Origin of the sequence: Mobiluncus mulieris ATCC 35243, from assembly GCF_000160615.1 — a bacterium.
GTDB lineage: Bacteria > Actinomycetota > Actinomycetes > Actinomycetales > Actinomycetaceae > Mobiluncus > Mobiluncus mulieris.
This window is the reverse complement of the sequence record NZ_GG668518.1, coordinates 519,952-544,804: the sequence shown is the minus strand read 5'-3', so window position 1 is coordinate 544,804 and position 24,853 is coordinate 519,952. Positions and strand designations below refer to the sequence as shown.

At 56.2% G+C, this 24,853-nt stretch carries 25 protein-coding genes; 19 read left to right on the top strand and 6 right to left on the bottom strand.

Annotation, left to right across the window (positions count from 1 at the left end):
- Positions 1-11 precede the first annotated feature (11 nt).
- The 3 genes from HMPREF0577_RS02330 to HMPREF0577_RS02320 are packed head-to-tail and all read right to left on the bottom strand — an operon-like array spanning position 12 to position 2,733.
- Positions 12-1,649: a site-specific DNA-methyltransferase gene (locus HMPREF0577_RS02330; RefSeq protein ID WP_004007642.1), complete on the bottom strand. Its 1,638-nt coding sequence runs from the start codon at positions 1,647-1,649 to the stop codon at positions 12-14.
- The gene (locus tag HMPREF0577_RS02325) at positions 1,649-1,879 is read right to left on the bottom strand and encodes a helix-turn-helix domain-containing protein (RefSeq protein ID WP_004007641.1); all 231 of its coding nucleotides are present in this window, start codon (positions 1,877-1,879) and stop codon (positions 1,649-1,651) included. Before HMPREF0577_RS02325 ends, HMPREF0577_RS02330 begins: the two co-directional genes overlap by 1 nt.
- A complete protein-coding gene (locus HMPREF0577_RS02320) occupies positions 1,876-2,733 on the bottom strand; it encodes an NBR1-Ig-like domain-containing protein (protein WP_004007640.1) in 858 nt (285 codons plus the stop codon). The genes HMPREF0577_RS02325 and HMPREF0577_RS02320 overlap by 4 nt, the downstream gene beginning before the upstream one ends.
- 106 nt (positions 2,734-2,839) lie before the next feature.
- On the opposite strand from HMPREF0577_RS02320, the gene HMPREF0577_RS02315 reads away from it, so the two are divergent.
- The 7 genes from HMPREF0577_RS02315 (at position 2,840) to HMPREF0577_RS02285 (ending at position 8,546) form a co-directional block, all read left to right on the top strand.
- Positions 2,840-3,112 carry a hypothetical protein gene (locus tag HMPREF0577_RS02315; protein ID WP_244854186.1) on the top strand — a complete coding sequence of 91 codons (273 nt, stop codon included), beginning with the start codon at positions 2,840-2,842 and terminating at the stop codon, positions 3,110-3,112.
- Between the two features lie 351 nt (positions 3,113-3,463).
- Positions 3,464-4,153 carry a sigma factor-like helix-turn-helix DNA-binding protein gene (locus HMPREF0577_RS02310; RefSeq protein WP_004007638.1) on the top strand — a complete coding sequence of 230 codons (690 nt, stop codon included), beginning with the start codon at positions 3,464-3,466 and terminating at the stop codon, positions 4,151-4,153.
- Positions 4,154-4,158: 5 nt separating this feature from the next.
- Positions 4,159-4,395, top strand: coding sequence for a hypothetical protein (locus HMPREF0577_RS02305; protein WP_004007637.1), 237 nt, complete (start codon positions 4,159-4,161; stop codon positions 4,393-4,395).
- Complete coding sequence (locus tag HMPREF0577_RS02300) at positions 4,392-4,805, top strand: hypothetical protein (RefSeq protein ID WP_004007636.1); 414 nt, start codon at positions 4,392-4,394, stop codon at positions 4,803-4,805. Before HMPREF0577_RS02305 ends, HMPREF0577_RS02300 begins: the two co-directional genes overlap by 4 nt.
- Positions 4,792-5,928, top strand: a complete 1,137-nt coding sequence (locus HMPREF0577_RS02295; protein ID WP_004007635.1) for a DUF2800 domain-containing protein — start codon at positions 4,792-4,794, stop codon at positions 5,926-5,928. The genes HMPREF0577_RS02300 and HMPREF0577_RS02295 overlap by 14 nt, the downstream gene beginning before the upstream one ends.
- Positions 5,929-5,943: 15 nt before the next feature.
- Positions 5,944-6,501, top strand: a complete 558-nt coding sequence (locus HMPREF0577_RS02290; RefSeq protein ID WP_004007634.1) for a DUF2815 family protein — start codon at positions 5,944-5,946, stop codon at positions 6,499-6,501.
- Positions 6,502-6,578: 77 nt separating this feature from the next.
- On the top strand, positions 6,579-8,546 hold the full coding sequence (locus HMPREF0577_RS02285; protein ID WP_004007633.1) for a DNA polymerase: 1,968 nt from the start codon (positions 6,579-6,581) through the stop codon (positions 8,544-8,546).
- On the opposite strand, the gene HMPREF0577_RS02280 is transcribed toward HMPREF0577_RS02285, so the two are convergent.
- Positions 8,543-9,487, bottom strand: coding sequence for an Abi family protein (locus tag HMPREF0577_RS02280; protein ID WP_004007632.1), 945 nt, complete (start codon positions 9,485-9,487; stop codon positions 8,543-8,545). The genes HMPREF0577_RS02285 and HMPREF0577_RS02280 overlap by 4 nt on opposite strands.
- Before the next feature lie 480 nt (positions 9,488-9,967).
- Between HMPREF0577_RS02280 and HMPREF0577_RS02275 the strand changes: the two genes are divergently transcribed.
- From HMPREF0577_RS02275 to HMPREF0577_RS02240, 8 genes are all read left to right on the top strand, one after another.
- The gene (locus HMPREF0577_RS02275; RefSeq protein WP_004007631.1) at positions 9,968-10,732 is read left to right on the top strand and encodes a phage antirepressor; all 765 of its coding nucleotides are present in this window, start codon (positions 9,968-9,970) and stop codon (positions 10,730-10,732) included.
- Positions 10,729-11,166: a DUF7768 domain-containing protein gene (locus HMPREF0577_RS02270; RefSeq protein ID WP_004007630.1), complete on the top strand. Its 438-nt coding sequence runs from the start codon at positions 10,729-10,731 to the stop codon at positions 11,164-11,166. The genes HMPREF0577_RS02275 and HMPREF0577_RS02270 overlap by 4 nt, the downstream gene beginning before the upstream one ends.
- Positions 11,163-13,424, top strand: coding sequence for a phage/plasmid primase, P4 family (locus HMPREF0577_RS02265; protein WP_004007629.1), 2,262 nt, complete (start codon positions 11,163-11,165; stop codon positions 13,422-13,424). Before HMPREF0577_RS02270 ends, HMPREF0577_RS02265 begins: the two co-directional genes overlap by 4 nt.
- A 140-nt stretch (positions 13,425-13,564) precedes the next feature.
- Positions 13,565-13,843, top strand: a complete 279-nt coding sequence (locus HMPREF0577_RS02260; protein WP_004007628.1) for a VRR-NUC domain-containing protein — start codon at positions 13,565-13,567, stop codon at positions 13,841-13,843.
- Positions 13,824-15,197: a DEAD/DEAH box helicase gene (locus tag HMPREF0577_RS02255; RefSeq protein WP_004007627.1), complete on the top strand. Its 1,374-nt coding sequence runs from the start codon at positions 13,824-13,826 to the stop codon at positions 15,195-15,197. Before HMPREF0577_RS02260 ends, HMPREF0577_RS02255 begins: the two co-directional genes overlap by 20 nt.
- Complete coding sequence (locus HMPREF0577_RS02250) at positions 15,188-15,646, top strand: hypothetical protein (RefSeq protein WP_004007626.1); 459 nt, start codon at positions 15,188-15,190, stop codon at positions 15,644-15,646. The genes HMPREF0577_RS02255 and HMPREF0577_RS02250 overlap by 10 nt, the downstream gene beginning before the upstream one ends.
- Positions 15,647-15,783: 137 nt before the next feature.
- Positions 15,784-16,161 carry an HNH endonuclease gene (locus HMPREF0577_RS02245; RefSeq protein WP_004012034.1) on the top strand — a complete coding sequence of 126 codons (378 nt, stop codon included), beginning with the start codon at positions 15,784-15,786 and terminating at the stop codon, positions 16,159-16,161.
- Positions 16,162-16,569: 408 nt separating this feature from the next.
- Positions 16,570-19,059, top strand: a complete 2,490-nt coding sequence (locus tag HMPREF0577_RS02240; RefSeq protein WP_004007624.1) for a glycoside hydrolase domain-containing protein — start codon at positions 16,570-16,572, stop codon at positions 19,057-19,059.
- On the opposite strand, the gene HMPREF0577_RS02235 is transcribed toward HMPREF0577_RS02240, so the two are convergent.
- Both HMPREF0577_RS02235 and HMPREF0577_RS02230 read right to left on the bottom strand, forming a co-directional pair.
- Complete coding sequence (locus HMPREF0577_RS02235; RefSeq protein WP_226998112.1) at positions 19,050-19,454, bottom strand: hypothetical protein; 405 nt, start codon at positions 19,452-19,454, stop codon at positions 19,050-19,052. The two genes, HMPREF0577_RS02240 and HMPREF0577_RS02235, sit on opposite strands and share 10 nt — an antisense overlap.
- Positions 19,455-19,721: 267 nt before the next feature.
- Positions 19,722-20,258: a ClbS/DfsB family four-helix bundle protein gene (locus HMPREF0577_RS02230; protein WP_240923141.1), complete on the bottom strand. Its 537-nt coding sequence runs from the start codon at positions 20,256-20,258 to the stop codon at positions 19,722-19,724.
- A gap of 70 nt (positions 20,259-20,328) precedes the next feature.
- Between HMPREF0577_RS02230 and HMPREF0577_RS02225 the strand changes: the two genes are divergently transcribed.
- The 4 genes from HMPREF0577_RS02225 (at position 20,329) to HMPREF0577_RS02210 (ending at position 24,796) form a co-directional block, all read left to right on the top strand.
- On the top strand, positions 20,329-20,901 hold the full coding sequence (locus tag HMPREF0577_RS02225; RefSeq protein WP_004007621.1) for a P27 family phage terminase small subunit: 573 nt from the start codon (positions 20,329-20,331) through the stop codon (positions 20,899-20,901).
- A gap of 79 nt (positions 20,902-20,980) precedes the next feature.
- Positions 20,981-22,171: a methionine adenosyltransferase gene (metK, locus tag HMPREF0577_RS02220; RefSeq protein WP_004007620.1), complete on the top strand. Its 1,191-nt coding sequence runs from the start codon at positions 20,981-20,983 to the stop codon at positions 22,169-22,171.
- Positions 22,143-23,393 (top strand): site-specific DNA-methyltransferase, encoded by a 1,251-nt coding sequence (locus HMPREF0577_RS02215; RefSeq protein ID WP_004007619.1) that lies wholly within the window; start codon positions 22,143-22,145, stop codon positions 23,391-23,393. The genes metK and HMPREF0577_RS02215 overlap by 29 nt, the downstream gene beginning before the upstream one ends.
- Positions 23,390-24,796: a DNA cytosine methyltransferase gene (locus HMPREF0577_RS02210; RefSeq protein WP_004007618.1), complete on the top strand. Its 1,407-nt coding sequence runs from the start codon at positions 23,390-23,392 to the stop codon at positions 24,794-24,796. Before HMPREF0577_RS02215 ends, HMPREF0577_RS02210 begins: the two co-directional genes overlap by 4 nt.
- Positions 24,797-24,853 lie beyond the last annotated feature (57 nt).

Sequence of the window (24,853 nt, the reverse complement as noted above, 5' to 3'; positions counted from 1 at the left end):
ACCAACACTCCTTAGAGACGGGTGATATCCCGAGGGATCTTCTTGAACGTGATATTCAGAGAGCGCAGCTCCTCATCCGACAACAAACACGTGTCGGCATAAATCACATACGAACTAGCCGCACACTCAGGAGGGATCGAAGCCAGATAGTCACGATCCAAAACCGTTGCCCGATCCGGCTCATATACGAAAAACAACGATGCATCCTCATGCCGTCCTAAGAAATACGGATGGGCACTGGGCGGATTCGAGAACGGCTGCCCCGTCTCGGTGAACCACACATACTCACGAACCCGCTCAAGAGGCACCTCTGGGTTCAAGTCACCTGCGAGAAGTAGTGGCGCGCCTAACTCGTAGAAAGAGAATGACCCTCCTGTTCCGGGCACTTCATCCTTATCGGTGCGGTATCCGTCGATCACTCGTTTGACCCGCTCTGCCGTGATTGATTCTGCGTAGTCGCTGAGCTCTACGAGGATGAATTTTCTATCTGCGTCGTCGTACATATTTGAATTAAGCACGGCGTGTGCGGTCGTTCCTGAGCCTGCGAATGAGTCTAAGACGATGCCGTCTGTGTTGCCATGCAGGGCGATAATCCATTCGATTAGTGATAGTGGTTTCGGGGTGTCGAATTTCTTGTTTCCAAAGATTGCCTTGATTACTGCAGTCGCGTCGGCGTTAGTTCCATAGCCATCGAGCCACGTATTCCATCCGAATGATTTTTTTACGTCACGAATTTTCTCGTATGGAACCCAGCGCTCAGTCTCTCCATCTACAACAACCCCTGGGTCGTATGATGTTTTCTCCCAGTGAGCAGCCTCAGGATTGTCCAATAACTCTGACATACCTGCGTGAGCAGGACTCCAACGCCAGTAGCCGTCAGACCCGTCATTCTTGATTGGGAATACTTCTCCACCATTGGGTGCAGTAATGGGGAACCACAACGTCGGTCGATCTGATCGGTCGGAAGTTGCACCCCACTTTCGTAACTCACGCCCTTTTCGATACGGGCCCTTGCTGTCCTTGAGGTCAAGCTTCCCAGTTGTCTTCTCTTCTTTGACAAGACTTGATTGGTCACCCTTGGTGTAGAACAAAATGTATTCGTGCCCTGTTCGCAGGGCCGTTTTATCTTTCCCTCCACTTGGTTCAGAGCGCACTGGCGCACAAGCAAGTCGGTTTGCAGGGCCAAAGATTTCGTCCATGATGCAGCCTAGGTTGGACAGCTCTGTGTCACTTATCGAGACAGCAATCAATCCGTTTCTGGCTAGCAGGCGATGGAGAAGTCTTAGCCGTGGGTACATCATGCATAGCCATTTGTCATGGCGGGAGAGGTCTTCGCCTTCTTTGCCGACGACTTCGCCAAGCCATTTCTTGATTCGTGGGTCGTTGACGGCGTCGTTGTAGATCCAGCCTTCGTTGCCTGTGTTATAGGGAGGATCGATATAAATGCAGTCAACCTTGCCTTCGTACTTTGGTAGTAGAGCTTTGAGGGCTTCGAGGTTGTCACCATGAATAATCATGTTCTGTGAGCCGTTGTCCCCATCGTGTTGGCCGTGCTCGTCATATGAGTATTGGCGGTCGAGGACGCGGTAGGGAACGTCGAGGTGGTGGGTGATCACCTTGTCTTTGCCGACCCAGTTCAGTTCTGGCATTAGCGTTCCTCCTTAGGCTCGTGAGGGTTGTTGGGATGTGGTTCTTCTGCGGCTTGACCGGTGCGGACCCATTCGTCGATTTCTGAGAGTTTGAACTTCCAGACCCTGCCGACTTTATAGGCAGGGAGATTATGGGTTGTTATCCATTTCGTGATGGTTTCCCGGCGCACCCCGAGGTGGGCTTGCGCTTCTTTCATGGTGACCCAGTTTTCTAATTCAGCTTCGCTCATCGTTCCTGCCTTATCGCGTGAAGATCCGGGTTAATAACTGTGGCATTGACATTGAATGTTGTAGTCGCTTGAGGGAAGCAGTTCTCGCCTTCCTGGTTGCGCATTTCCCAGTGGCTTGAGGCAGCACCTTCATAGCCTTGCGCCCGAAACGTGCAAGAAATCTTGATGAACTTCGCTGTCGCCGGTGGGCTGTCAGGAATGGCGATCTGTGTGGTGCCGACGGGTCGTAGTCGCGGGTCTGTTGGATTCGTACAGATGAGTGTCCGACTGGTCCAGTCGATGCTGCCAACGTTGCGCAGTGTCCATGTGTGAGTGAACTCGACCCAAAATCCTGGCTTGTGTTTTTGCAGTGCGGGCGGTTGCGTCACGTCGACGCGATCTCCTTGATAGAGCGGCTGCGGCGCGGGGTTTATTTCTTCTGGTTCCTGGTCTTCAAGGCGAAGTCGGTAGCAGTGTTCAAGGACATCGCAATGGTCTGGGTCATGGATGATCGCGTCGAACCAATCTGTGAGTGCCCAAATGAATGCTTCTGGTTCGATAGTGAGGGTTGAGGGCAGTCCGGCATCTTTGCCGACTTCTTGGCAACGATCATCCAACGTGCGCTTCGTGCTTGGGAGGGGCCTCAGGTGGGCAAGAAGGAAATCATGCAACGATTTCTTGCTCACCTGTGTAGGAAATGACTCGTATTGCGGTTCGGAGATCGGTTTTGCCCCGGTAAAGATCTTGCGTGCGTACTCGTCGTCTAACCGCTCTGCACTGCCAGCGTGTTGGAATACGGCTTGGACGAATTTTGCCTGGTTAGTGATGGGACTCTTCCGCTTGTAAACAGCGCGACAAAACTCGGGCAAACCCATATGCGTCACGCTCCTCTATGCCGAGTCCCAAAACTAGTCCCAGAAGTCCCAGTTTTTGCTTCCCTCAACGATCTGAAGTCCCAAAACCACAGCGTTTGATGAGTATGTGAGCAAAACACGAGCCGACGAGACGAACAACTGTCATCTCATTATCGCACGCCGACTCGCGCGAACGCTCATGAACACGCACCAACTGGTGGTGGGTGCCCTGATCGTGGCGAAGGAGGTGAAACACATGGGAAGGAACCGTAAGCAGACGTCTGCGAAGGTGGTGTCCAAGGCGTCGAAGATTCTGACCGATGGCCGTTATGGCAAGGACTCGAAGTCTGTTGCCGCGTCAGCGTTGGCGCAGACCAAGCCATCTAAGCGCAGCAAGTAGCCGTACACAGCCCACTCGGTTTCGACACAGTTCGGGCCGGGTGGGTGGAGGCGGAAGTGCTGGTGGCCATCGGCACTGACGTTCTCCGAAGCCTGAGCGTGATTGTTCGGGAGCTCATCTGGCGGATGAGCGACCTCCACAGCGAGTGCTGGCTGTGGTTGTAGACAAATGAACCACTAGTGAGACCTGCTCTGGGAGCGCTCGGCGGGTCACCTCACCCAAACCTCTTTGCTGAGGGGCGGGTGGGGTGGCTCGCCTTTGTCGTCTTCCAAGTAGTTCTCACCAGTGATCTGAGCCAAACAGATCAGGTCTCCAAATCACCGGGATTCCCGGAGAAATGGAGATCCTTCGATGAAGGTCACCTTCAAGCACGAAGCAGACAACAACAAGAATCAGTCCATCACTGACACTTTCGACATTGACCCTGGCGAGTTCGCTCTCATGATCGCAACCCACCGGCAGCAACGCGCCGCCGCTACTGGTGTTCCGCTCGACCAGGTTAAGCCCTGCACACCGCAGAAGATTCTGGACGAGTTGTGGAACGCAGAAGAAGCGGCCACGCATCAGGCGGTTCGCGCCGATCGCGGCAAGGGTAAGAAGAAATGTACGTGTGGGGCTGGGTGCGGTCCTCGACGTGGATGCCGCGTCCCGAATAACAAGCCGTTTTCGTATGAGCAGATGCTCGAGATCGATCTTGACCCTGCTTCACCGGGTATCAGCGCTGAAGACCAGGTCATCGAACGCGAGGATAGTGTCGAGCGTGCTTGTGATCTCGAGGTGATGCGTGACATTATCGCTGGTTTGGATCCTCAGCATCGTGAGGTGATGACGCGTCTGCTTGCAACCGACAAGCTCAATCAGGCGCAGGTGGCGCGCGATATGGGGTTGACCCGTGCTCGGGTATCGCAGCTGGTGGCAGAGGTAAAACCGCTGATCCGGCAGGCGGTTGAGGAGGCCCGATTTAACACTTCGAGCGGTGTCGGCAGTGGGGTGAAGGGAGAAGCCAACCGGGCTGCTCCCACAAATGAGGAAGAAAGGTAAGCCCGATGGCTCGACATAGTCTCAAGCTTCATATTGCCCGGCATATCCCTGACGACCCCGGAATCGTCGCCACCAAGAATGTGACGCTGCGTGAACGGCTCATGCGCCTACTGCTTGGTACCCCGCGCAAAGTCATGATTCTCGTTCCCGGTGACTCGGTCAAGCAGATCGACATCACCGAAAACACCGATGACGACCTCATGGCCCTGGCCGATGCTCTCAAGGCGGGTGAATCCAAATGATGATGCCGGAAATTAACGCCTTCATTCGTGATGGAAACCAGACGATGCGATCGCTCGCCGATTTGCTTGCGCGGGCTCAGCAGATCGTTGAGGAGAGCTTCGAAGACCACGCAGGAATGCCTGGTGAACGCCCGGAGCTTGCCCTGCAGATCAAGGAACCCTTCGGAACCATCCCAGCCACGCACGCCCAGCCAGAACTACTTGCGGACGAGCCAGAGGTTGAACCTGAACCGACGGTGACGTTGGAAGAAGTACGTGCTTTTCTTTCCGAGCTCTCAGCGCAAGGTCACACGGCAAAGGTTCGTGAGCTGATCGTCGAGGCTGGTGCGGACAAGCTCTCAGCGGTGGATCCGTCGAAGTACGGGTGGCTGCTGGATCGGGCGAAGGAGATTGCTGATGGCACCGTCTGATCACGCACTCCTCTCAGCTTCTGGTGCTCACCGGTGGCTCAACTGCACCCCCTCCGCCCGCCTCGAATCCGATGAGCCAGAATCCACGTCTGCGGCTGCCGAGCAAGGCACCGCAGCACACGCCCTCGCCGAGCACAAACTCCGCCGCGCTTTGAAGCAGCGCTCGAAGCGGCCAGTCTCAACTTGGATTGATGACGAGATGGAAACCTTGACTGACGACTACGTCGCCTACGTCCAAGAACACATCTCGCTGGCTCGGGAGACCTGTGGGGATCCACAGGTGCTCATCGAGCAGCGCCTGGATTTCAGCCATGTGGTTCCGGGAGGTTTTGGCACCGGGGATTGCGTGATCATCGCCGAACCTACCTTGCAGATTATTGATCTGAAGTACGGGCAAGGTGTGTTGGTTGAGGCTGAGCGTAATCCCCAGTTGATGCTCTACGCTCTCGGAGCCCTTCACACTTTCGGCGACCTGTACGACATCGAGCGCGTAGCGGTGACGATCTACCAGCCACGTCGGGGCAACGTCGACACCTGGGAAATCTCCGTCACTGAACTCGAGCACTGGGCCGAAGCGGAAGTGAAACCGAAGGCTGAGCTGGCAGCGGCTGGCGAGGGTGAGTTTTGTCCGGGCTCGTGGTGTCAGTTCTGCAAGATTGCACCCACGTGTCGGGCGCGAGCTGAAGCCAATCTTGCGCTGGCCAGGTTGGAGTTCGCCCCGCCAGCAGAACTGTCCGACAGCGAGATTGCCGACGTGCTGGCCCGGATTCCGCAGCTCAAAACCTGGGCGGCGGATGTCGAAGCATACGCGCTCTCCCAAGCGGTGAACCAGGGCGTGGTCTTTGAGGGGTTCAAGCTCGTAGCCGGACGGTCGATACGCAAATACACCTCCGAAACCGATGTCGCTGCAGCGGCTGAGGCGGCTGGATATAGGGACATCTGGGATCGCAAGCTCATCACCCTCACAGCCATGGAACGCCTCATGGGCAAACCCGCCTTCAACGAGATCCTCGGTGACCTCGTGACCAAACCTGCAGGCAAACCCACGTTGGTTCTTGCATCCGATAAACGGCCAGCGCTTGACCTGGTGAGTGCAGCCACCGATTTTCAACCAAACAAGTAACTAGTAGAAAGAAGAATGATTATGTCAACGACTAACACAACTCGTATTGTGACCGGCGAAGTTCGCCTATCCTACGCACACGTGTGGGAGCCGAACTCCATCCAGGGAGGCAAACCGAAGTACTCCGTCTCCCTAATTATCCCGAAGTCCGATACTGCCACGATTGCGGCGATCGAGAAGGCCGTGGATGCAGCGATCGACGCCGGAACGGCCAAGTTTGGTGGCAAGCGCCCCAACAAGGCCGCCCTCAAGTTGCCGCTGCGCGATGGGGATATTGAGCGTGACGACGAAGCCTACAAGGGCGCCTACTTCCTCAACGCCAACTCCCTGACCGCTCCGCAGATCGTCGATCAGAGCGTCGCCCCGATCCTGGACCGCGCCGAAGTGTACTCGGGCTGCTACGCACGCGTATCCCTGTCCTTCTATGCGTTCAACACAAACGGCAACCGTGGTATCGCCTGTGGACTGGGCAATATCCAAAAGACCCGCGACGGAGAAACCCTTGGCGGTGGACGAGTTTCCGCTGAGACCGACTTCGGTGCCTTCGCCGCTGATGACGATTTCCTGAAGTAACCATCCCCACACGTGGAGGGAATCAGCACATCTTGTTGGTTCCCTCCACTTTTCCTCTATGTGAAAGGAACCTCGTCATGCGAACACTCTTCTGCGATATTGAATCTTTCAGCCTCGCCCAACTCGCTAAGACAGGCGTTTACCCGTATGCCGAGCACCCAGACTTCGAGCTGCTCCTGTTCGGCTATTCGATTGACGGCGGCCCGATCGAGGTGGTGGATCTCGCCAACGGACAATCTATACCCGACGAGGTTCTGGCGGCTTTAGTTGATCCGTCCGTCGTGAAGTGGGCGCATAACGCCGCCTTCGAGCGAGTCTGCCTGTCTGCCTGGCTACGCACTCATCATCCAGAGCTTCTCGCTGATGGGTTTCTTGGCCCAAGGCAGTGGCGTTGCACCATGATCTGGTCGGCCTACCTTGGTCTTCCGATGAGCCTCGATGCAGTAGCCACAGTTTTGAAGCTTGACGTCCAAAAAGACACAGTAGGCAAGAAGCTGATCAAGCAGTTCTGCACACCCGCCACACCCTCAGTCCTGAACGGCGGCAAACGCAGGAATCCACCATCAGCTGACCCGACCGGGTGGGCGAGGTTTATTGATTACAACCGTCGTGATGTCGAAGTCGAGCTTGCCATCCACGACAGACTGGCTTGTTTTCCGATGCCGGAGTCCGAATGGGACACCTACACGCTCGACCAACGCATTAATGATGCTGGGATTCTTCTCGACCACACGCTGGTTGATAACGCGGTCGGGGTGGATGAGCACCACCGCAACGCGACACTCGCTCGGGCACAGACATTGACTGGGTTGGAGAATCCGAACTCGCCCATCCAACTCAAACAATGGCTCGCATCGCGTGGCTGCGTGCTGGATTCGTTGGCAAAGGCCGAGGTCGATGCCGCCCTCGACACCGCGACTGGCACGGTGAAAGAAGTCCTCGGACTTCGCGGCGATCTAGCAAAATCAAGCGTCAAGAAATACCAAGCCATGCAAAACGTCGCAGGCAGCGACGGTCGAGCACGTGGGCTGATCCAGTTTTACGGCGCAGGACGCACCGGACGTTTCGCCGGACGCCTCGTCCAAGTCCAGAACCTCCCCAGGAACTATCTGCCTGATCTTGACCAAGCCCGAACGCTCGTCAGAACAGGCAACCTCGAGGCACTTGAGCTTCTGCACGAGTCCGTGCCCGACACACTTTCACAGTTGATCCGCACCGCGTTTATCCCTTCACCTGGGCACAGGTTTATCGTTGCTGATTTCTCTGCAATTGAAGCGCGTGTCATCGCCTGGCTAGCAGGAGAAACAACCACCCTGCAAGCCTTCCGCGAAGGTAAAGACCTCTATTGCGAAACCGCGAGCCGTATGTTCGGAGTGCCAGTAGAGAAGCATGGCGTTAATGGTGAGCTTCGGCAGAAAGGAAAATTAGCAGTTTTGGCTTGTGGTTTTGGCGGCTCAACGGGCGCTTTGGAGCGCATGGGAGCACTCACCATGGGACTCGCCGAGCACGAACTCAAACCCATCGTCGACGCATGGAGAGCCGCCAACCCACACATCGTGGCCCTCTGGGCCGGCGTCGAAGAAGCAGCTATCGCCGCGATCGCGTCTCGTCAGTCAATCCGGCTACGGAATCTGCGATTCAGCGTCGAAGCCGGAATCTTGTTTATTGAGCTGCCCTCGGGTAGGCGGTTGGCGTATGTGAAGCCGCGTCTGGGCGAGAACAGGTGGGGCGGCACCTCCATCACCTACACCGGCACCACCACAGCACGCCGCTGGGGACAGCTCGAAACCTACGGCGGAAAACTTACCGAGAACATCGTTCAGGCGATCGCTCGTGATCTGCTCGTCACGGGCATGCACGCAGTCGCCAAAGCCGGGCATCAGATTGTGATGCATGTTCACGACGAGATCGTCATCGACGAACCCGAAAATTCCGGCTTCACCGCCACTGGTGCTTGCGAGCTCATGTCCACGCTCCCAGCATGGGCCGAAGGTTTGCCGTTGGATGCGGATGGGTATGAGTGCGCCTATTACCGTAAGGATTAGCTGTTGATTGTCCAGATGGGATCTTGTTTCCAGCTGGGGCTGGCACCTATGTGCGTTAGATCGACGCCAGGAATTTCGGTGGGGAAACTGTCTAGGACGTCGCTGATGGCCTGTATTTCAGCGGTGAAATTTCCTCGTCGCAAGAGGAACGCGGTGAGCACCAACGCGGTGTATATACGTCCTGAAGAATGTGTCACGGCCGATAGCGTTTGGTCGTTGCGGCGGTGTTTGACCAGTGGACGGATGACGAGTCGCTTGTTCCATAGTCTGGCGTGATGGGCGCATATGTTACGAATGAAATTCGCAGTGCGCATCCATGATTCCAACTCGTCGGCACGTGCCAAGTACTTGTCAGCAATGCGACGACGCTGTTCGAAGGGAGCCAACGAAAACAGGGTCACGAGTTGTCCGAATTCGAGGATCTCGGTGGCCACCCACACCGGCAAACGGCCGTCGTGGGTCTGGTTGTAATGCGTGACGAAATCTTCTGTAGAGCGCGACTGCGTTTGGGCTAGCTTCTGCGTGAACAGTACTGCGCGGCGATGCATTGCGCCTGACGGCCAAATCCGTTCGAGGTCGAGGTGAATGAACGGATCGATCTCACCCAGCACGTGCCCCACGTCAACTCGCAGGCACACCTCCAGCTTGCATAGCGCCCGCCACACAGCAAGACGCAGTTGTTCGTCAAACTCGTACAGCTCAATCGCGTGATGCATACGTGTGCCGGGAACGAAACGATCTAAACGCCGCCGAGGTGAGCCTTCGGGAGCTGGCTGGCGCAGCGGGTAGGAGTATCCCGAAAGCCGGTAATAGCCGACAGTAGATAACTCGCGGCGGTAATCACCGGCATCCAATAGGCCACGACGAGTGAGGATATTGATTTGCTCATCGATACTGACCCACGGTTTGTCGACCACCAGCCCACCTGCTTCCAAAAACATGAAGACCGGCTCTGACCTGTCTCGGAAACCGATACAAGCGAGCCGGTACTAGTGGTAATCACTATACCGCGAAAACAGCGACAGAATCAAGAACTCGGCGAAGTATCACCATCAGAGAAGAAAGCTTATCCAAGACCGCTAAGAAACGAGAACCGACCCTGTGCTCCCACCGAGGCGGGCAGCGGAACCGGTCATGTTGTCTAAAAGACCACCGTGTCGGCACCGCTGTAGCAAGAGAATGATGGTTCTTCCACACAGAGCACTCGAGAAATTTGTCTATGCCCCGGCGAGAATACCTGCCAGATTGCTCTAACAGATAGCGCTCCACCGGGGCTTCAACACCAATCGTGCCAGAACGAGAAGCGATTGAGTACCCGTGATTTAACACTTTCTGGTTCGTCGGCAGTGGGGTGAGGCCCTTAACCCTTGTGCCGACCGGCACGACTTTTTCTCGACGGGGTCTCGGGAAGGAACCCCGCCATGGGAAACCAGATTCAAACATTCACCAACGACGTGTTCGGCACCATCCGCACTATCACCAATGATGGTCAGATCCTTTTCTGCGGCAAGGATGTCGCCACCGCGCTCGGCTACCAGGATCCGACGAACGCGGTGAAGCTGCACTGCAAGGGGGTGGCAAATTACCACCCCCTTGAGACCGCTGGCGGAATCCAGCAGGTCCGCTTCATTACCGAGGGCGACCTCTACCGCCTCATCATTTCTTCAAAACTCCCGGCAGCACAGAAGTTCGAAGCCTGGGTGTTCGATGAGGTGTTGCCGACGATTCGCCGCCACGGCATGTACGCATACGACGAACTACTCGCTGACGATGAGTTCCTGGAGCATGCCATCGCCACTCTGCGGGCCGAGCGAGCCAAGCGCCTCGCCGCAGAGCAATCCCTGTTGGAGGCGGCACCGAAAGTCTCGTACTACGACGTCGTGCTGCAGTCCGATTCGTTGTTGACGACGACGGCGATTGCGAAGGACTACGGACTCTCCGCGAAGAAGCTCAACCGAATCCTGCGTGATGCTCACGTGCAGTTCCATCAGTCGGGCCGGTGGTTCCTCTACGCGAAGTACGCCGAGCAGGGCTACACCCAGTCCAAGACTCACGAATACGACGAAGGCCAGACCCGCACCCACATGTACTGGACCCAGAAGGGGCGCTTGTTCATCTACGACCTGCTCAAGAACAAGCTCGGCATCCTTCCGGTGATTGAGCGTGAAGGTCAGGTGCAAGCATGAGCGCCACGACACTCGATATTGGGTTTTCGAAGAAAAACACCGAAGGCTATCTGGACTTAACGAGCTACCACGCGCTCAAGAAGCTGCAGCGCGAACAGTTCGGCTACCGGCCCTTGGTTTATATCTGCTCACCGTATTCGGGCGACGTGCAAGCGAACGTTGAGCTCGCCCGCCAATTCTGCGAGCTCGCAGTAGCGGCAGGCAAGATCCCGTTCGCCCCGCATCTGCACTATCCGCAGTTCATGGATGACGCCGATCCCGATCAGCGCGAGTTGGCGATGTTCTTCAACAGGGTGTTGCTCGCTAAATGCGAAGCCCTGTGGGCATACGTGGGTCACGTTAGCCCTGGTATGCGCCTGGAGATCGGCTGGGCGCGAGACCTCGAGTTGCCGATTAAGTACTTCGATTCTGATTTCAAGGAGGTCACCCCATGACCACGCCCTTCACCTTGTTCGCTGCCGCGGTTACCGGTGTGCAGAACAATAACCACTACCCGAACCCACATCAGGTCATTGACGCGGCATCCCTAAGCGTGGTCGCTGGCTTTGATCACGTGGCAGCCACCTACGTGAATGACCGCCGCTCAACTGCAGCGTTCATGTCTTCGGATTGCGTGGTGATGGATATCGATAACGACCATACAGAAACCCACACCGACTGGATCACGCCTGAGAAGCTCGGCGAGTTGATGTCTGGTGTGGAGTTCATGACCGCCACCTCCCGCAACCACATGAAGGCGAAGGGCGTGCTCTCCGCCCGGCCACGTTTCCACGTCTACTTCCCAATCCACACGATCACGAACGCGGACGAATACGCGGGATTGAAGCATCGCCTGGCATCGCGCTTTGGTTTCTTTGATCGCAATGCCCTGGACGCAGGACGCTTCATCTACGGGGCGTCGAACGCTGTGGTGACGGCGCATGAGGGCGACCAGTTGCTCGATGCATGGCTGGACGCGGCTGACGAGATCGACGTGTTCGCCGCCTTCGACGCCTCAACATTGGTCATTGGTGAAGGCTCCCGTAATGCCACGCTCTCTCGCTTCGCCGGGCGGGTCCTCATCCGCTACGGGCAGACCGATCAAGCACGAGACCTCTTCGACCGCAAAGCCAACCTCTGCGAACCACCGCTCAACGAGGGCGAACTGCAGACGATCTGGAACTCGGCATGCAGGTTCGCTTCGAAGGTCGCCTCCGACCCGAGCTATCTGCCACCAGAGGCGTATGAGGCGTTAGCAGGTTTACGTCCGGATGATTTTTCCGATGTCGGTCAGGCAGACACATTGGCTGGCGAGTATGCGAACAAGATCCGCTACTCACTGGCTACCAAGTGGCTTGTCTACGACCATGGCGTGTGGGATGAGAACGACCTGTCCGCACAAGGAGTGGTTCAAGAACTGACTTCTCGTCAACTTGAAGAAGCACAACACCTTATCGCCACAACATGGCAAGACATGGTTTCTACCGGTGCTGACGTGGTGATGGCATCGGCTTCATCGAAAGCCCGCGGCCTAGCAAAACTCAACCCCGCCCAAGTCGCAGCATTCAAGGCGTGGGATGAATCCAAAAGCTATCACAAGTTCGTTCTCTCCAGGCGTTTGTCACGCAATATCACGGCCACGTTGAAAGAAGCCGGGCCGATCTTGCAGGTACGTGTCCGTGACCTCGACGTCGACCCCTACCAGCTCAACACCCCGGCAGGTACCTGGGATCTACGCGACAGTAGTAGCCACGAGCACAATCCCGCCGATCTGCTGACTAAGCAGACCGCTGTCGGCCCCAGCGATGAGGGTGCACAGATCTGGGCCGACGCGCTTGACGTCTTCTTCCAAGGAGACGTCGAGTTGATTGGTTACGTGCAGCGCATTGTGGGGTTGGCGGCGATCGGACAGGTTTTCGTCGAAGCGCTCGTCATCGCTTACGGGGACGGGCGAAACGGCAAATCCACGTTCTGGAACACCATCGCCCGCGTGTTGGGGACGTATTCGGGCACGATCTCAGCCGACGCGCTCACAGTCGGGGTGCGTCGCAACGTCAAACCCGAACTCGCCGAAGCCAGAGGCAAACGTCTCTTGATCGCGGCTGAAACCGAAGAAGGCATGCGCCTATCAACCTCGAACGTCAAACAGCTGGCTTCGACCGATCAGATCTCGGCAGAGAAAAAGTTTAAGGACCCCTTCGCCTTCACCCCCTCCCACACGCTGGTCTTGTACACGAACCATTTGCCGCGTGTGGGAGCCATGGACGCAGGCATCTGGCGGCGTCTGATCGTCATCCCGTTCAACGCCACCATCGAAGGCGACACGGATGTGAAGAACTACGCCGACCACCTCTACGAACACGCTGGCGGAGCAATCCTTTCCTGGATCATGGAGGGAGCGCGCCTCATTCACAGTGAGGGATACAAGCTCACTCCGCCGCCTCAGGTGGTTCAAGCCTCGCAAGCATATAAGGAGGATAACGACTGGTTCTCGCAGTTCCTTGAGGACTCGTGCGACGTCGAGGACGGATTATCGGAGAGGGCTGGTGACCTCTATCAGACGTATCGGGCGTGGGCGCAAAACACCTCAGGATGGGCGCGCCCGATGGTCGACTTCAACGCCGCATGCGAACAAGCAGGATTCGAGCGCAAGAAAACCAAGTCCGGTATCCGCGTCTACGGGCTGGCCCTGACCAGCGAATTCAACAGCTGAAAGTTATGAGGGTGCAGACCGGTGCAACCCGTTTTCCTACCTTACGCATGTGAAATTACATGGTGTTTTTCTCTATGTAAAAGGTTAGGAAATACCCTGCACCACTCTGCACCCCTTGAGAAACCATTCAAGGAGTGACCATGAACGAACGAACCATAGAACACCAACTGAAGAAAGCCATTGAAGCCTCTGGCGGCTTGTGCTGGAAGCTTGTCTGCCCTGGAACCACGGGTGTACCTGACCGGATATGCCTGATGAGAAACCGCGTAGTTTTCGTTGAGCTCAAAGCACCAGGTAAACAACCCAGGCCAATCCAGGTGCGCCGGATGAACCAACTCCGCCAGCAAGGTTTCACCGCTCTGGTTGTTGATTCGATTGACGGCATACAGGAGGTGCTTGATGCACTATCAGCCGCATAACTACCAACGCCAGGCGACCCAGTTCATCATCGACCACCACGAGGCCGCAATCTTCCTTGGGATGGGTTTGGGCAAATCGGTGATCACGTTGACGGCGATCTGGCAGCTCATGCTCGACTACTTCACCATCCACCGAGTCCTAGTCATCGCACCACTGCGGGTAGCCCGCGATACCTGGCCCGCCGAAATAGCGAAGTGGGATCACCTTGACGGGCTCACCGTCGCGGTCGCTGTTGGCACCAAACAAGACCGGCTGAACGCTCTCGCGGCGTCTGCGATGGTGACCATCATCAACCGTGAAAACATCCCATGGCTCATTAGCCAACTCGGGGGGAGCTGGCCGTTCGACATGGTCGTCATCGACGAACTCTCCAGCTTCAAAAACCACCGGGCAAAGCGGTTCACGGCATTGGTGAAAATGCGGCCGCACGTTAAGCGCTGGGTTGGCCTGACCGGAACGCCAACGTCGAACGGGCTGATGGATGTGTGGGCGCAATTCCGTCTTCTCGACGGCGGCGAGCGTTTGGGCAGGTTTATCACTCGTTATCGCGATCGTTGGTTCGTTCCGGATAAGCGCAACGGGATGCAGGTGTTCACCTATAAGCCCCGCGCGGGTGCTGAGGATGAGATCTATGGGGCGATTGGTGACATGACGTTGTCGATGAGAACCACCGACCACCTGCAATTACCGGAATTGACGGTGACAACCACGCTCGTCACGTTGGAGCCGAAAGAGCGCAAGATCTACGAGCAGCTCAAAGCTGACCTCGTCCTCGACCTTGATGGGGCGACGATTGATGCTGCGAATGCTGCTGCGTTGTCGGGCAAGTTGCTGCAGTTGGCATCGGGTGCGATCTACACCGGCGACGGTCAGTGGGCTCCCGTGCATGATCGGAAACTTGACGCTCTAGAAGACCTGTATGAGGCAGCCAACGGCAGCCCGTTATTGGTGGCGTATTGGTTCACTCACGACCGCAAGCGCATCACCGCTCGTTTCCCACAGGCTCGCGAACTGAAAACCTCGGCCGATATCGAGGCGTGGAACAGGGGCGAGATTGCGCTTGGGCTGATTCACCCCGCATCTGCGGGTCACGGTCTGAACCTGCAGGCAGGTGGGCATCTGTTGGTGTGGTTCTCGCTGACGTGGAGCCTGGAGCTTTACCAGCAGACGAATGCGCGCCTGTATCGGCAAGGGCAATCCGAACCTGTGACGATCACGAATCTTGTTGCTGAAGGGACGCTCGATGAAACCGTTCTCAAAGCTCTTGATGCGAAAGACGCTACGCAGGCTGCGTTGATTGACGCGGTCGCAGCAGAAATTACAACCACTGAAAGGACAAGCTCATGCATGTGATGACCAAATACCTCGACACAAGGAAAGCCGCGATCGCCGCTCTGCAGGATTATGCGGTGATGGAACAGATCATCGAGAGTACCGACGAGCAGATCAAGGCGGCTTATGCTGACGCGGCAAGCCCAGCATCCCCACGCATGGACGGCACACCACCATCAGGCGACCTCCACGCTTCGGAGAATCGGATCGTGGCGAGCATTGAGCGAATCGATGCGTACAAGGCTCGCTACCTGCAGGCTCGCCAGTACATGGACTGGTTCTTGCCTGCGTGGGAAGTCATCGCTGAAGACGACCGCTTCATCCTCGAAGGCTTCTTCCTCAGCGAGGGGACGCAAGATGAGAAGGTGTCGATGATCGCCGATCATTTCTACGTCGAGCGTGACACGGTCTATCGGCGCAAGAACCGGGCCCTCGACAGGTTCGCCACCGCCTTGTATGGACAGCTCTAGCGTTAGCCGGTATCCGAAACATGCGATAGAAAACCGCATATCGGTGTGAGAACATGTAAGTGGTTGAAAACTAGGAGAAGCCCCAAGAACCCACACGGGAACTTGGGGCTTCACCATGTTCGGGGAAGGAGCCAGCGATGCCAGTCAAACCCGCCTCCCCGTGCTCCCACCCCGGCTGCCCCGAACTCACCCACGAACGTTTCTGCGAGCAGCACGCGAAGGCAGAAGACGCCCGGTATCGGAAGTATCAACGGGATCCGAAGATCAACCGCCGCTACGGCGCGCGCTGGCGCAAGATTCGCGCCGCCTACATCGCCGCCCACCCGCTCTGCGAAGACTGCCTAGAGGCCGGACGCTACACGCCAGTACAAGAGGTTCACCACATTCTCCCGCTCGAACACTGCGGCACCCACAACTTCAACAACCTCCGAAGCCTGTGCAAGCCCTGCCACTCGCGCCAGACCGCGCTCGATGATGACCGGTGGAGGCAACAACCTCGTGTCTACGCCTACTGACGAGCCCACACGTTGCCCGCTGGCGCGACGATCATCTGGAACCTCAAAGATGCCTACCCGCCTGGCGTTTGCCGAACACGGGGCAACCTCGCGGCGCTGGTGAGGGGTTGGGGCCTTCGAATCTCTCATGCCTTGTCAGAGGTCAGCGGGCGGGGCCAACCGTGCGCAAAGTCCCCGAATCAAACAAGGTATTAACACTTCGGGCTTCGTCGGCAGTACCAGTGAGGGGTGAAATCCCGCTGAGTGTTGCTCGGTTTTCTTGCGCTTTGTCCGTCCGGATTTGGGTTTCCCAGGGACGTACAGGTGAGGGCAAAAAACTCGGAGCTTCTCATCCGGTGTTCTGGATCCCTCTCTGGCAGGTGTTCGCCTGTCTTGAGTTAACAAACTGGTTTCTAAAAAGGAGGAATCATGACAGATCAAATGGTGCTAAAAACACAGCAATGGCTCAATCGCACCTATAGGAGCAAGGCTGGATTCGGTTCAGTCGTAGAGGACGGATATACCGGCTGGGGCACGGTCAACGCTTTGATTCGGGCCCTGCAAATCGAGCTGGGTATTACGACAACGGCGAACAATTTCGGACCGGGAACTATCAGTCGCTTCCAGTCTCGGTGGCCTAACGGCATCCACCAGCAGGATGACGGTGCGCAGGAGACTTCTAATGTGTACGGCATTATCCAAGGTGCTTTGTGGTGTAAGGGATATTCTGCTGGTGCCAGCGATATCACTACGCATTTCTATAGCGGAACTGGAAAGGCCATCAAACAGCTTAAGAGCGACATGGGCATTGGTGGAGATTCCACTGTGACGCTCGACGTCATGAAAGCGCTGTTGTCAATGCAGCAATTCGTCCTGCTTCGCTCTTATGGGGGCATTTCAGCGATTCGGCAAGCACAGCAACAAATCAACCAACAGTATCGCGCTTATACCGGAATCATCCCAACCGATGGACTCTACGGTCGGGAAATGAACACTGCTCTGATTCAGGTCTTGCAAGCCATTGAAGGATTTAGCCCTGCGGAAGCCACAGGTAATTTCGGCAATGGCACCAAAGCGCGTCTAACAATAGTTACACCCAGCAATGCGGCAAGTTTACCGAAGTGGGCTTGGCTAGCTCAGGTTGCTCTAGTGTGTAACCGGATTTCTCCCGATATCTATCCTTCTGCACAAACCGCACTGTCAACGTTCGTTCCGCAATTCCAAGCAAAGTATCAGCTCCCACGAAGCGGGGTGGTCGACTCGACTACATGGATGAGCCTGTTGACCTCGAAAGGTGATCCGAATCGCGCCTGCAAAGCATGCGATACACGCTTCGAGATTACGGCTGAGCGACTCAACCTACTTAAGGCGAACGGCTATGAGATTGTGGGGCGTTACCTGACTGAGCCGAATCAGGATTCAAAAGATCCGTCTGACTATTTCAAAGCAATTCGCCCCGGAGAACTTGAACGCATCACCAACGGAGGAATGAAGTTCTTCCCGATTTTCCAGGAGTACTCAACCAAGCTTCGACATTTCACGCGGGAAAACGGCGCTCGGCACGCGACGCTCGCAAGGCAAGCAGCCCAAAGACTTGGCATTCCGGGAACGTATATCTATTTCGCAGTTGATTTCGACGCGACCGACCCCGAGGTCACAAGTCACATTCTTCCGTATTTCCAGGGTGTGCGTGGAAGCCTGGGAGGCGGATACAAAGTAGGCATCTACGCCTCGCGTAACATTTGTAGCCGCATCATTAAAGCCGGCTACGCTGGAAGCGCGTTCGTCTCGGACATGTCTACAGGATTTTCTGGCAACCTTGGCTTCCCTATTCCTGACGATTGGAACTATGACCAGTTCACTGAAATCAGTGACTACAAGGGTGCTGGTTTTGACCTAGACAGGGTCGCCTATTCAGGACAAGCAGCGGCAGTTGATCATGTTGCTCCTTCGAGTGCCGGTGGCGCTGCGCCCGACACCAGCATTGATTACACCAAGCTGGCTCCGATTGATCTGATCTGGCATTTAGAGAAACGCTTCGAAGAACTTCGTGCCAGTGGCAAGGTTGGAAAAGACTACGTTGCGGGTTCTCATGGTGCGGGAACGCGGATTGCCGTTCCGACTTGGCGTTGCATCCTCAACTATTTAGCAAAAGCCTACCTGCGTGACGGTGGTAGTGGATCTGCGGTGAATTGGTCCGTGTCTGCCGAAAGTTTCAGGAGTGCTGACGCGAGCGTACTCGAGAAGGACGCTGTAGGCAAGAAGATCATCGCTGCCTTGAATCGCTATATTGATAACACGTGGCGGCAATCCATGACCGACAAGACCGGAGAATCGGTTGATCTGGCGCATCTGGCGGCAACAACACTTGGATACACCAACTGGAATGTTATCCCTGATGCGTGGACTGGCTGGGCCGGAGACCTAGCTACTGCCATGGAGAATATTCAGAAAACACTTGAGTGGAATCCCAGTGCGAACCTGGATCAGGTGGCCACAGCTCTAATCGGTCAAGGTAACGATTACCGTCAGCATCCTGGCTTGAAGGGGCTAGTACTTGACAAGAAAAACGACAAGGGAAAATGGGAATCGGTAGGAAACAACTGTAACCGTGACGATCTCTGCTGTGACGGAGATGCCATCGTTATCGCTAACACGCTAGAAAACGGCAACGACTCCAACGCTCATCTTCTGTCAGCAACATTGCGAGAGTACTACAACAATTCCAGCAAACTTGCCAACAGATTCAAGCAGATTGGCTGGAGCTTGGGGGCGAATAATTCCACTGAGGCATATCAGAAAATAAGTGAATATGCCGACTTGGATAGCGCCGTTTTAGGATGGTTCCTGGCTGGATACGTCAAGGAAGAGATTCGTTTGACAGCTTGCCGAAAGCTAGCTGAATTCATCTACCGATAATTGATTTGGTCTTTTCCTTGGTGTGGCGCTTGGGTAAAAACGCTAAACCCAAGCGCTACACCACCAGCAACAAGAGCGCCGATGGCGGGAACGGAAAACTGGCTCAGCAGTTGAGAAAAAGAATCACTATGAACTAACGAGCCGACACCATCGAGTGAAAAGAGAAAAGCTGAGAGTCCGATAAAGGCTCCTGCTGAAAGTTGCAACGCGCGGGCAGATTGAATACCGATGAAATGCTTATTAAAAAGCAGAAGAAGAATCGTGAAACACACATACATGAGTGGCATCAATAAGAAGACCACAAAAAATCTCTGATCCTGATCCTTGCACCGTAGAAAGATGGCGGCGAAAAGCCACGCGCCGACAAAATATGCCAGAGCGGATACAAGAAACACAGATATTTTTTTGATGACCAGTCCCTTCAACTTTTCGCTACACATTTTGATACGGCAACGGCATCAGGAGTTGTATGCCCCAATAAGTTCTCATTCTACAAGAAGGGTTTCCCTGCATTGCTAAGGATAGCGCTGATCGGGCGGATGTTGCGTGAATGCAGGCACGAGGCCTGGTGCGTTGAACCCGACAGTCACGAAAAGGCGCACGGGAGCGCCTATACCAGAGGCTCCCGAGTATCTGTCTGTGGTGTACAGCGTGGTAAGAAGCTACTGGGGGGCGGCTTGGTTATGGGGTTGTTCTGGCGGCTTTCTGGTGAATGCACGGAGCTTTTTGATTGCCCATTCGTAGTGGCTTGATGTGGCTGACACGCAGTAGGAGCCGAGCGAGGTTGTGCCCGTCCACGGGAAATGCGCCTTGGTGAATAACTCCTCGTTGGTGAACTCGCCGATGAGAGCCACTACTGCGGTGTGGCTGTCAGCGAGGTTCTCGCGGATAGCCTCAAGCTCAGTGCCCTGATATTGAGTCCAAATCTCTTGGTTGAGCGTTGGCGTGGTTCGCCACGTGTGAGGAAACGGAAGAAACGGTCGAGGCTGACCCTGGCGGTTGGCGTCGACGAAGCCAAGCAACATGCGCTGCCACTCGTGCAGGTGGGCAAGGACGTCGCGCAGGTTTTTGTCCCGCGCCCAGTGGGCTTCTTTACCGATTTGAGTGATGCTGGGATCAAAATTCGTATGCTGATCGTCGGAACTCATGCCCTCAATGAGGCTGTCCAGTTTCGCATACTGCGCCTCGGCGGCATCCAATAGTTCAGTTTTCGTCTTCGGTCTCGGCACGCCACTAATTGTCTCACAGCAGGAAAGCAGATGAAAACCTATGGCGAAAGACGGAACGAACCGGGGTGGCCGCCGTGTGCGGGCAGGTGCGAAACCCGATCCGCTGAATGCGAAGCTCGCAGCTGGCCGCCCAGCCACGCGGCTTGATGATCCGCTGGGTGAGCCGTTTGACTTTGAAGGCTCAGATATCGGGGATGGTGCGGTGCTTGCTGGTGAGGTGATGCCGGAGCCTGCCGAGTATCTGTCGGAGATTCAGCGTGATGGTAAACCCCTCGGCGCTGACCTCGTCTACCGAGAAACATGGCAATGGCTCGATCAACGTGGCTGTTCCCAGTTCGTCGCACCGCGCTTGATCGAATCCTATGCGCAGGCGTTCGCGCGTTATGTGCAGTGTGAACAGGCGATCTCCAAGTTCGGCTTGCTCGGCAAACACCCAACCACAGGGGCTGCGATCGCATCCCCTTTCGTTGCTATGTCCCAGTCTTTCGGGAAGCAAGCGAACGTGTACTGGTACGAGATTTACGAGATAGTGCGCGCCACCTGCACCAGCGACTACTCAGGTTCGGCGCCGGGTGATGACGTGATGGAGCGCCTGCTGCAAGCCCGCTCCTAACACCCCTTTGATTCTCGTGTGCCTGCCCGAGATGGGTGGGCACTTTTCTATGTCCCGATTCTTTGGAAAGTGAGTGTGTATGTCTGTTACGAAGACTGCTGAGGCCGTGTGTATCGGCCATCCCGATAAGCTCTGTGATTTGATCGCTGACACGATCCTTGACGATATCCTCTACGAGGATCCTGCTGCCCGCGTTGCAGTAGAAGTGATGGCATCTGGCCGCAGGATCATTGTGACTGGCGAGATCACTTCGAAGGTTCGTCCGCGTATTCGTGAGTCGGTGCGTTACGCGCTGGTGAAGGCGGGTTATGTGCCGTGGAAGTTCCTCGTTTTCGTCTGGACACGCCGCCAATCCCCAGACATCAACGCAGGAGTTTCCAAGTCCTTGGAGGCTCGCTTCGGAGACACGAGTGAGTTTGCGTTGCAGGGCGCTGGCGATCAAGGCACCGTCTACGGATACGCCACCAACGAAACCCCGCAGCGTTTGCCATTGCCGCTCGTACTCTCGCATGAGATCTGTGGGCGTCTTGATGACGCCCGCAAGGACGGCACGATCAGCGGTATCAAGTCCGATGGTAAGGCGCAGGTGACGGTTCGCTACGACGCCGCCGGACAACCCGTAGCAGTCGAAACCGTGGTGGTGTCGATCCAACACGACGCTACGAAGACTCTGGACGAGCTTGCGGCTGAGGTCAAAACACTGATCGTCGCACCCGCGTGTAAGCCGTATCTGCCAATTAGCGCTGACACCGAGATTCTGGTGAATCCCTCGGGCTTGTTTACGGTGGGTGGTTCAAAGGCAGACACGGGGCTCACTGGTCGCAAGCTGATGGTCGACACTTACGGCGGTCTCGCCCCACATGGTGGTGGGGCGTTCTCGGGTAAGGACGCGTCCAAGGTTGACCGCTCGGGTGCGTATATGGCGCGTCTGATAGCCAAGACTATCGTCGACTCCGGTCTTGCGCAGGAATGCCAGGTCGCGATTTCCTATGCGATTGGGAAGGCTGATCCGGTCGCCTTCACCATCGACACGCTCGGCAGTGGTGAATACTCCGACAAGATCCTGACCGAGGCTGCGCGTGAGGTGTTTCCGCTACGCCCAGGAGCGATCATTGACGCTTTGGGGTTGCGAGCACCCGGCTACACCCGCTACTCGACCTACGGACACTTCGGCCATGCCGGTTTGCACTGGGAGAACTCGTTCGCTCACGTCGACGCATTAAAGAAGGCGGTGACCACACATGCTCATGAAACCAATGCCCATCAGTGAACTCAAGCCCGCTGACTACAATCCGCGTAAAGACCTCCAGCCTGGCGATGCCGAATACGAGAAGCTCAAGCGATCCTTGACCGAGTTCGGCTACGTCGAACCCGTCATCTGGAACTCCACCACTGGCAACATCGTCGGTGGACACCAGCGTTTGAAGGTGCTCGAAGATCTCGGCCACACGGACGTGGACGTGATCGTTGTTGAGCTCGATGAGACCCGCGAGAAAGCACTCAACATCGCGCTCAACAAGATCAGCGGCGAATGGGACAACGACAGACTTGCCCTCCTCATCGCCGACCTCGATGCTTCGGATTTCGATGCTGAACTCACCGGTTTCGACGACGCCGAAATCCAGCAGTTGATCGGCTCCTTGGATGAGAACGAGGTTGAGGACGACGACTTCGACCTTACCGCCGCACTCGAAGCATCCGCGTTCGTGGAGCGTGGGGATATCTGGACGCTTGGCCGTCACCGACTCGTGTGCGGCGACGCCACCAGCGTCGAGGACGTCGAGTTGTTGATGGATGGTAAACGTGCGAATCTTGTGTTGACTGATCCGCCATATAACGTCGCCTTCGAATCAGGATCCGGATTGTCCATCAAGAACGACAAGATGGATGGCGATAAGTTCTACGATTTCCTGCTATCAGCGTTTTCGAACATGGTGGGCGTGTGTGAGAAGGGCGCGTCCGCGTATGTGTTCCACGCTGACACTGAAGGCTTGAACTTCCGCCGCGCCTTCGTTGAGGCAGGCTTTTACCTGTCGGGCTGTTGTATTTGGGTTAAAGATTCCCTCGTATTGGGACGTTCCCCGTATCAGTGGCAGCACGAGCCGGTGCTATTCGGGTGGGTGAAGACGGGTAAGCACAAGTGGTACGCCGACCGGAAACAAACCACGATCTGGAACTTCGCCAAGCCCCGCCGTAATGCTGACCACCCGACCAGCAAGCCGCTGGATTTGTTGGCGTATCCGATCGGGAACTCCACGCAGGCCAACGCGATCGTGCTCGACACCTTCGCAGGCTCAGGCTCCACACTCATGGCAGCTGAGGCAACCGACCGCATCTGCTATTGCATGGAGCTTGATGAGAAATACGCGAGCGTTATTTTGCGCCGTTATGCCGAACATACAGGGGACGCTGCCGGGATTACTTGCCTGCGAGGCGGCAAGGAATACGCGTATTTGGATTTGGTGCGCGATGTTGAGGGGGGTGAACCGTGAGTGAGTTGACGTTGGGTTCCTTGTTTGATGGCTCGGGTGGTTTCCCTCTCGCAGGTATTCAGGCGGGTATTCGTCCTGTGTGGGCGAGTGAAATCGAGCCATTCCCGATTCTCGTTACGACCCGCCGTCTGCCGCAGCTCACTCATGTGGGTGATGTGACCACGGTCAACGGGGCTGATGTTGATGCGGTGGATGTGATCACGTTTGGTTCTCCCTGCCAAGACCTATCCGTTGCAGGTAAACAAGCAGGCCTGGCGGGTGAACGCTCGGGTCTGTTCTTTCATGCTGTACGAATTATTGACCAGATGAGGAAAGCAACCCATGGAATGTTTCCACGCTACGCGATCTGGGAGAATGTCCCTGGCGCGTTCTCCTCACACAAAGGATCCGATTTCGCCACCGTCCTTACCACGCTCACGCGCATCGTCGACCCGAGCACGCCTGATATGCCTGTCCCTGAGGGTGGATGGCCGTACGCGGGATGTGTCATGGGTGAGGGATTCTCACTGGCATGGCGTGTACTCGATGCGCAACATTTCGGCCTCGCCCAACGACGCCGCCGCATCTACCTTGTCGCAGATTTTGCAGGCCGATCCGCACCCGAGATTCTTTTTGAGCCCGCGAGCTTGCCAAGGAATCCTGAATCGTGCGGCACGCAAGAACAAGACCATGCCCACACCCCTGAAGCAAGCCTTGGAGGCCGTAGCAGCTCGGTGATGTTGTTGGATCATCATCCGCAGGACTCGAGGTTGACCGTTAACTCCTCGGGGGTGGTGCAGACGCTGACTGCCCGGATGGGCAACTCACCCACCAACGTCCCCATCCTCCTCGACGCCCCAGAAGAACGCAGGGTGTTTGGCCTGAATTCGATCCACCAGTCCCGCAGCGGTGGCGGCCACTACGGCTACGAAGCGGAAGTGTCGAAAACCCTCGACTTGAAAGGCGGGGAGCCGACCTGCAATCAGGGCGGCATGGTCATCTTGGAGCCCGTCTATGCCGCATCCAAGGCCGACTATTTCACCCGCGTCACCAAGGATCAGGCAGGTGCGCTGCTGGCCACGGATTACACCGATCCGCCCATGGTCGCCAGCTCGTCGCTGTGCCCCAGGCGGTTGACGCCGGTCGAGTGTGCCCGGTTGCAGGGGTTTCCTGACGATTGGTGTGACGGTCTTGCTATCGAGGATCCGACAAGCGAGGACATCGAGTATTGGACGGGCATTTGGGCTACCTGGAACTTGGCGCGCGGCGTGAAACCACGAACCGCACGCCAAGTCACTACTTGGTTGGAGAATCCAACCAGTGATAGTGCCCAGTACAAGTTGTGGGGTAACGCGATCGCTTTGCCCGTTGCTCGCCACGTCCTTGAAAGACTGAAGAATTTTGCTCGCGCAGGGACTGGATAAGCACTCGCACCTATGGCTGTATGTACATGACCAAACAAACCCCGACAAGGGGGAAAC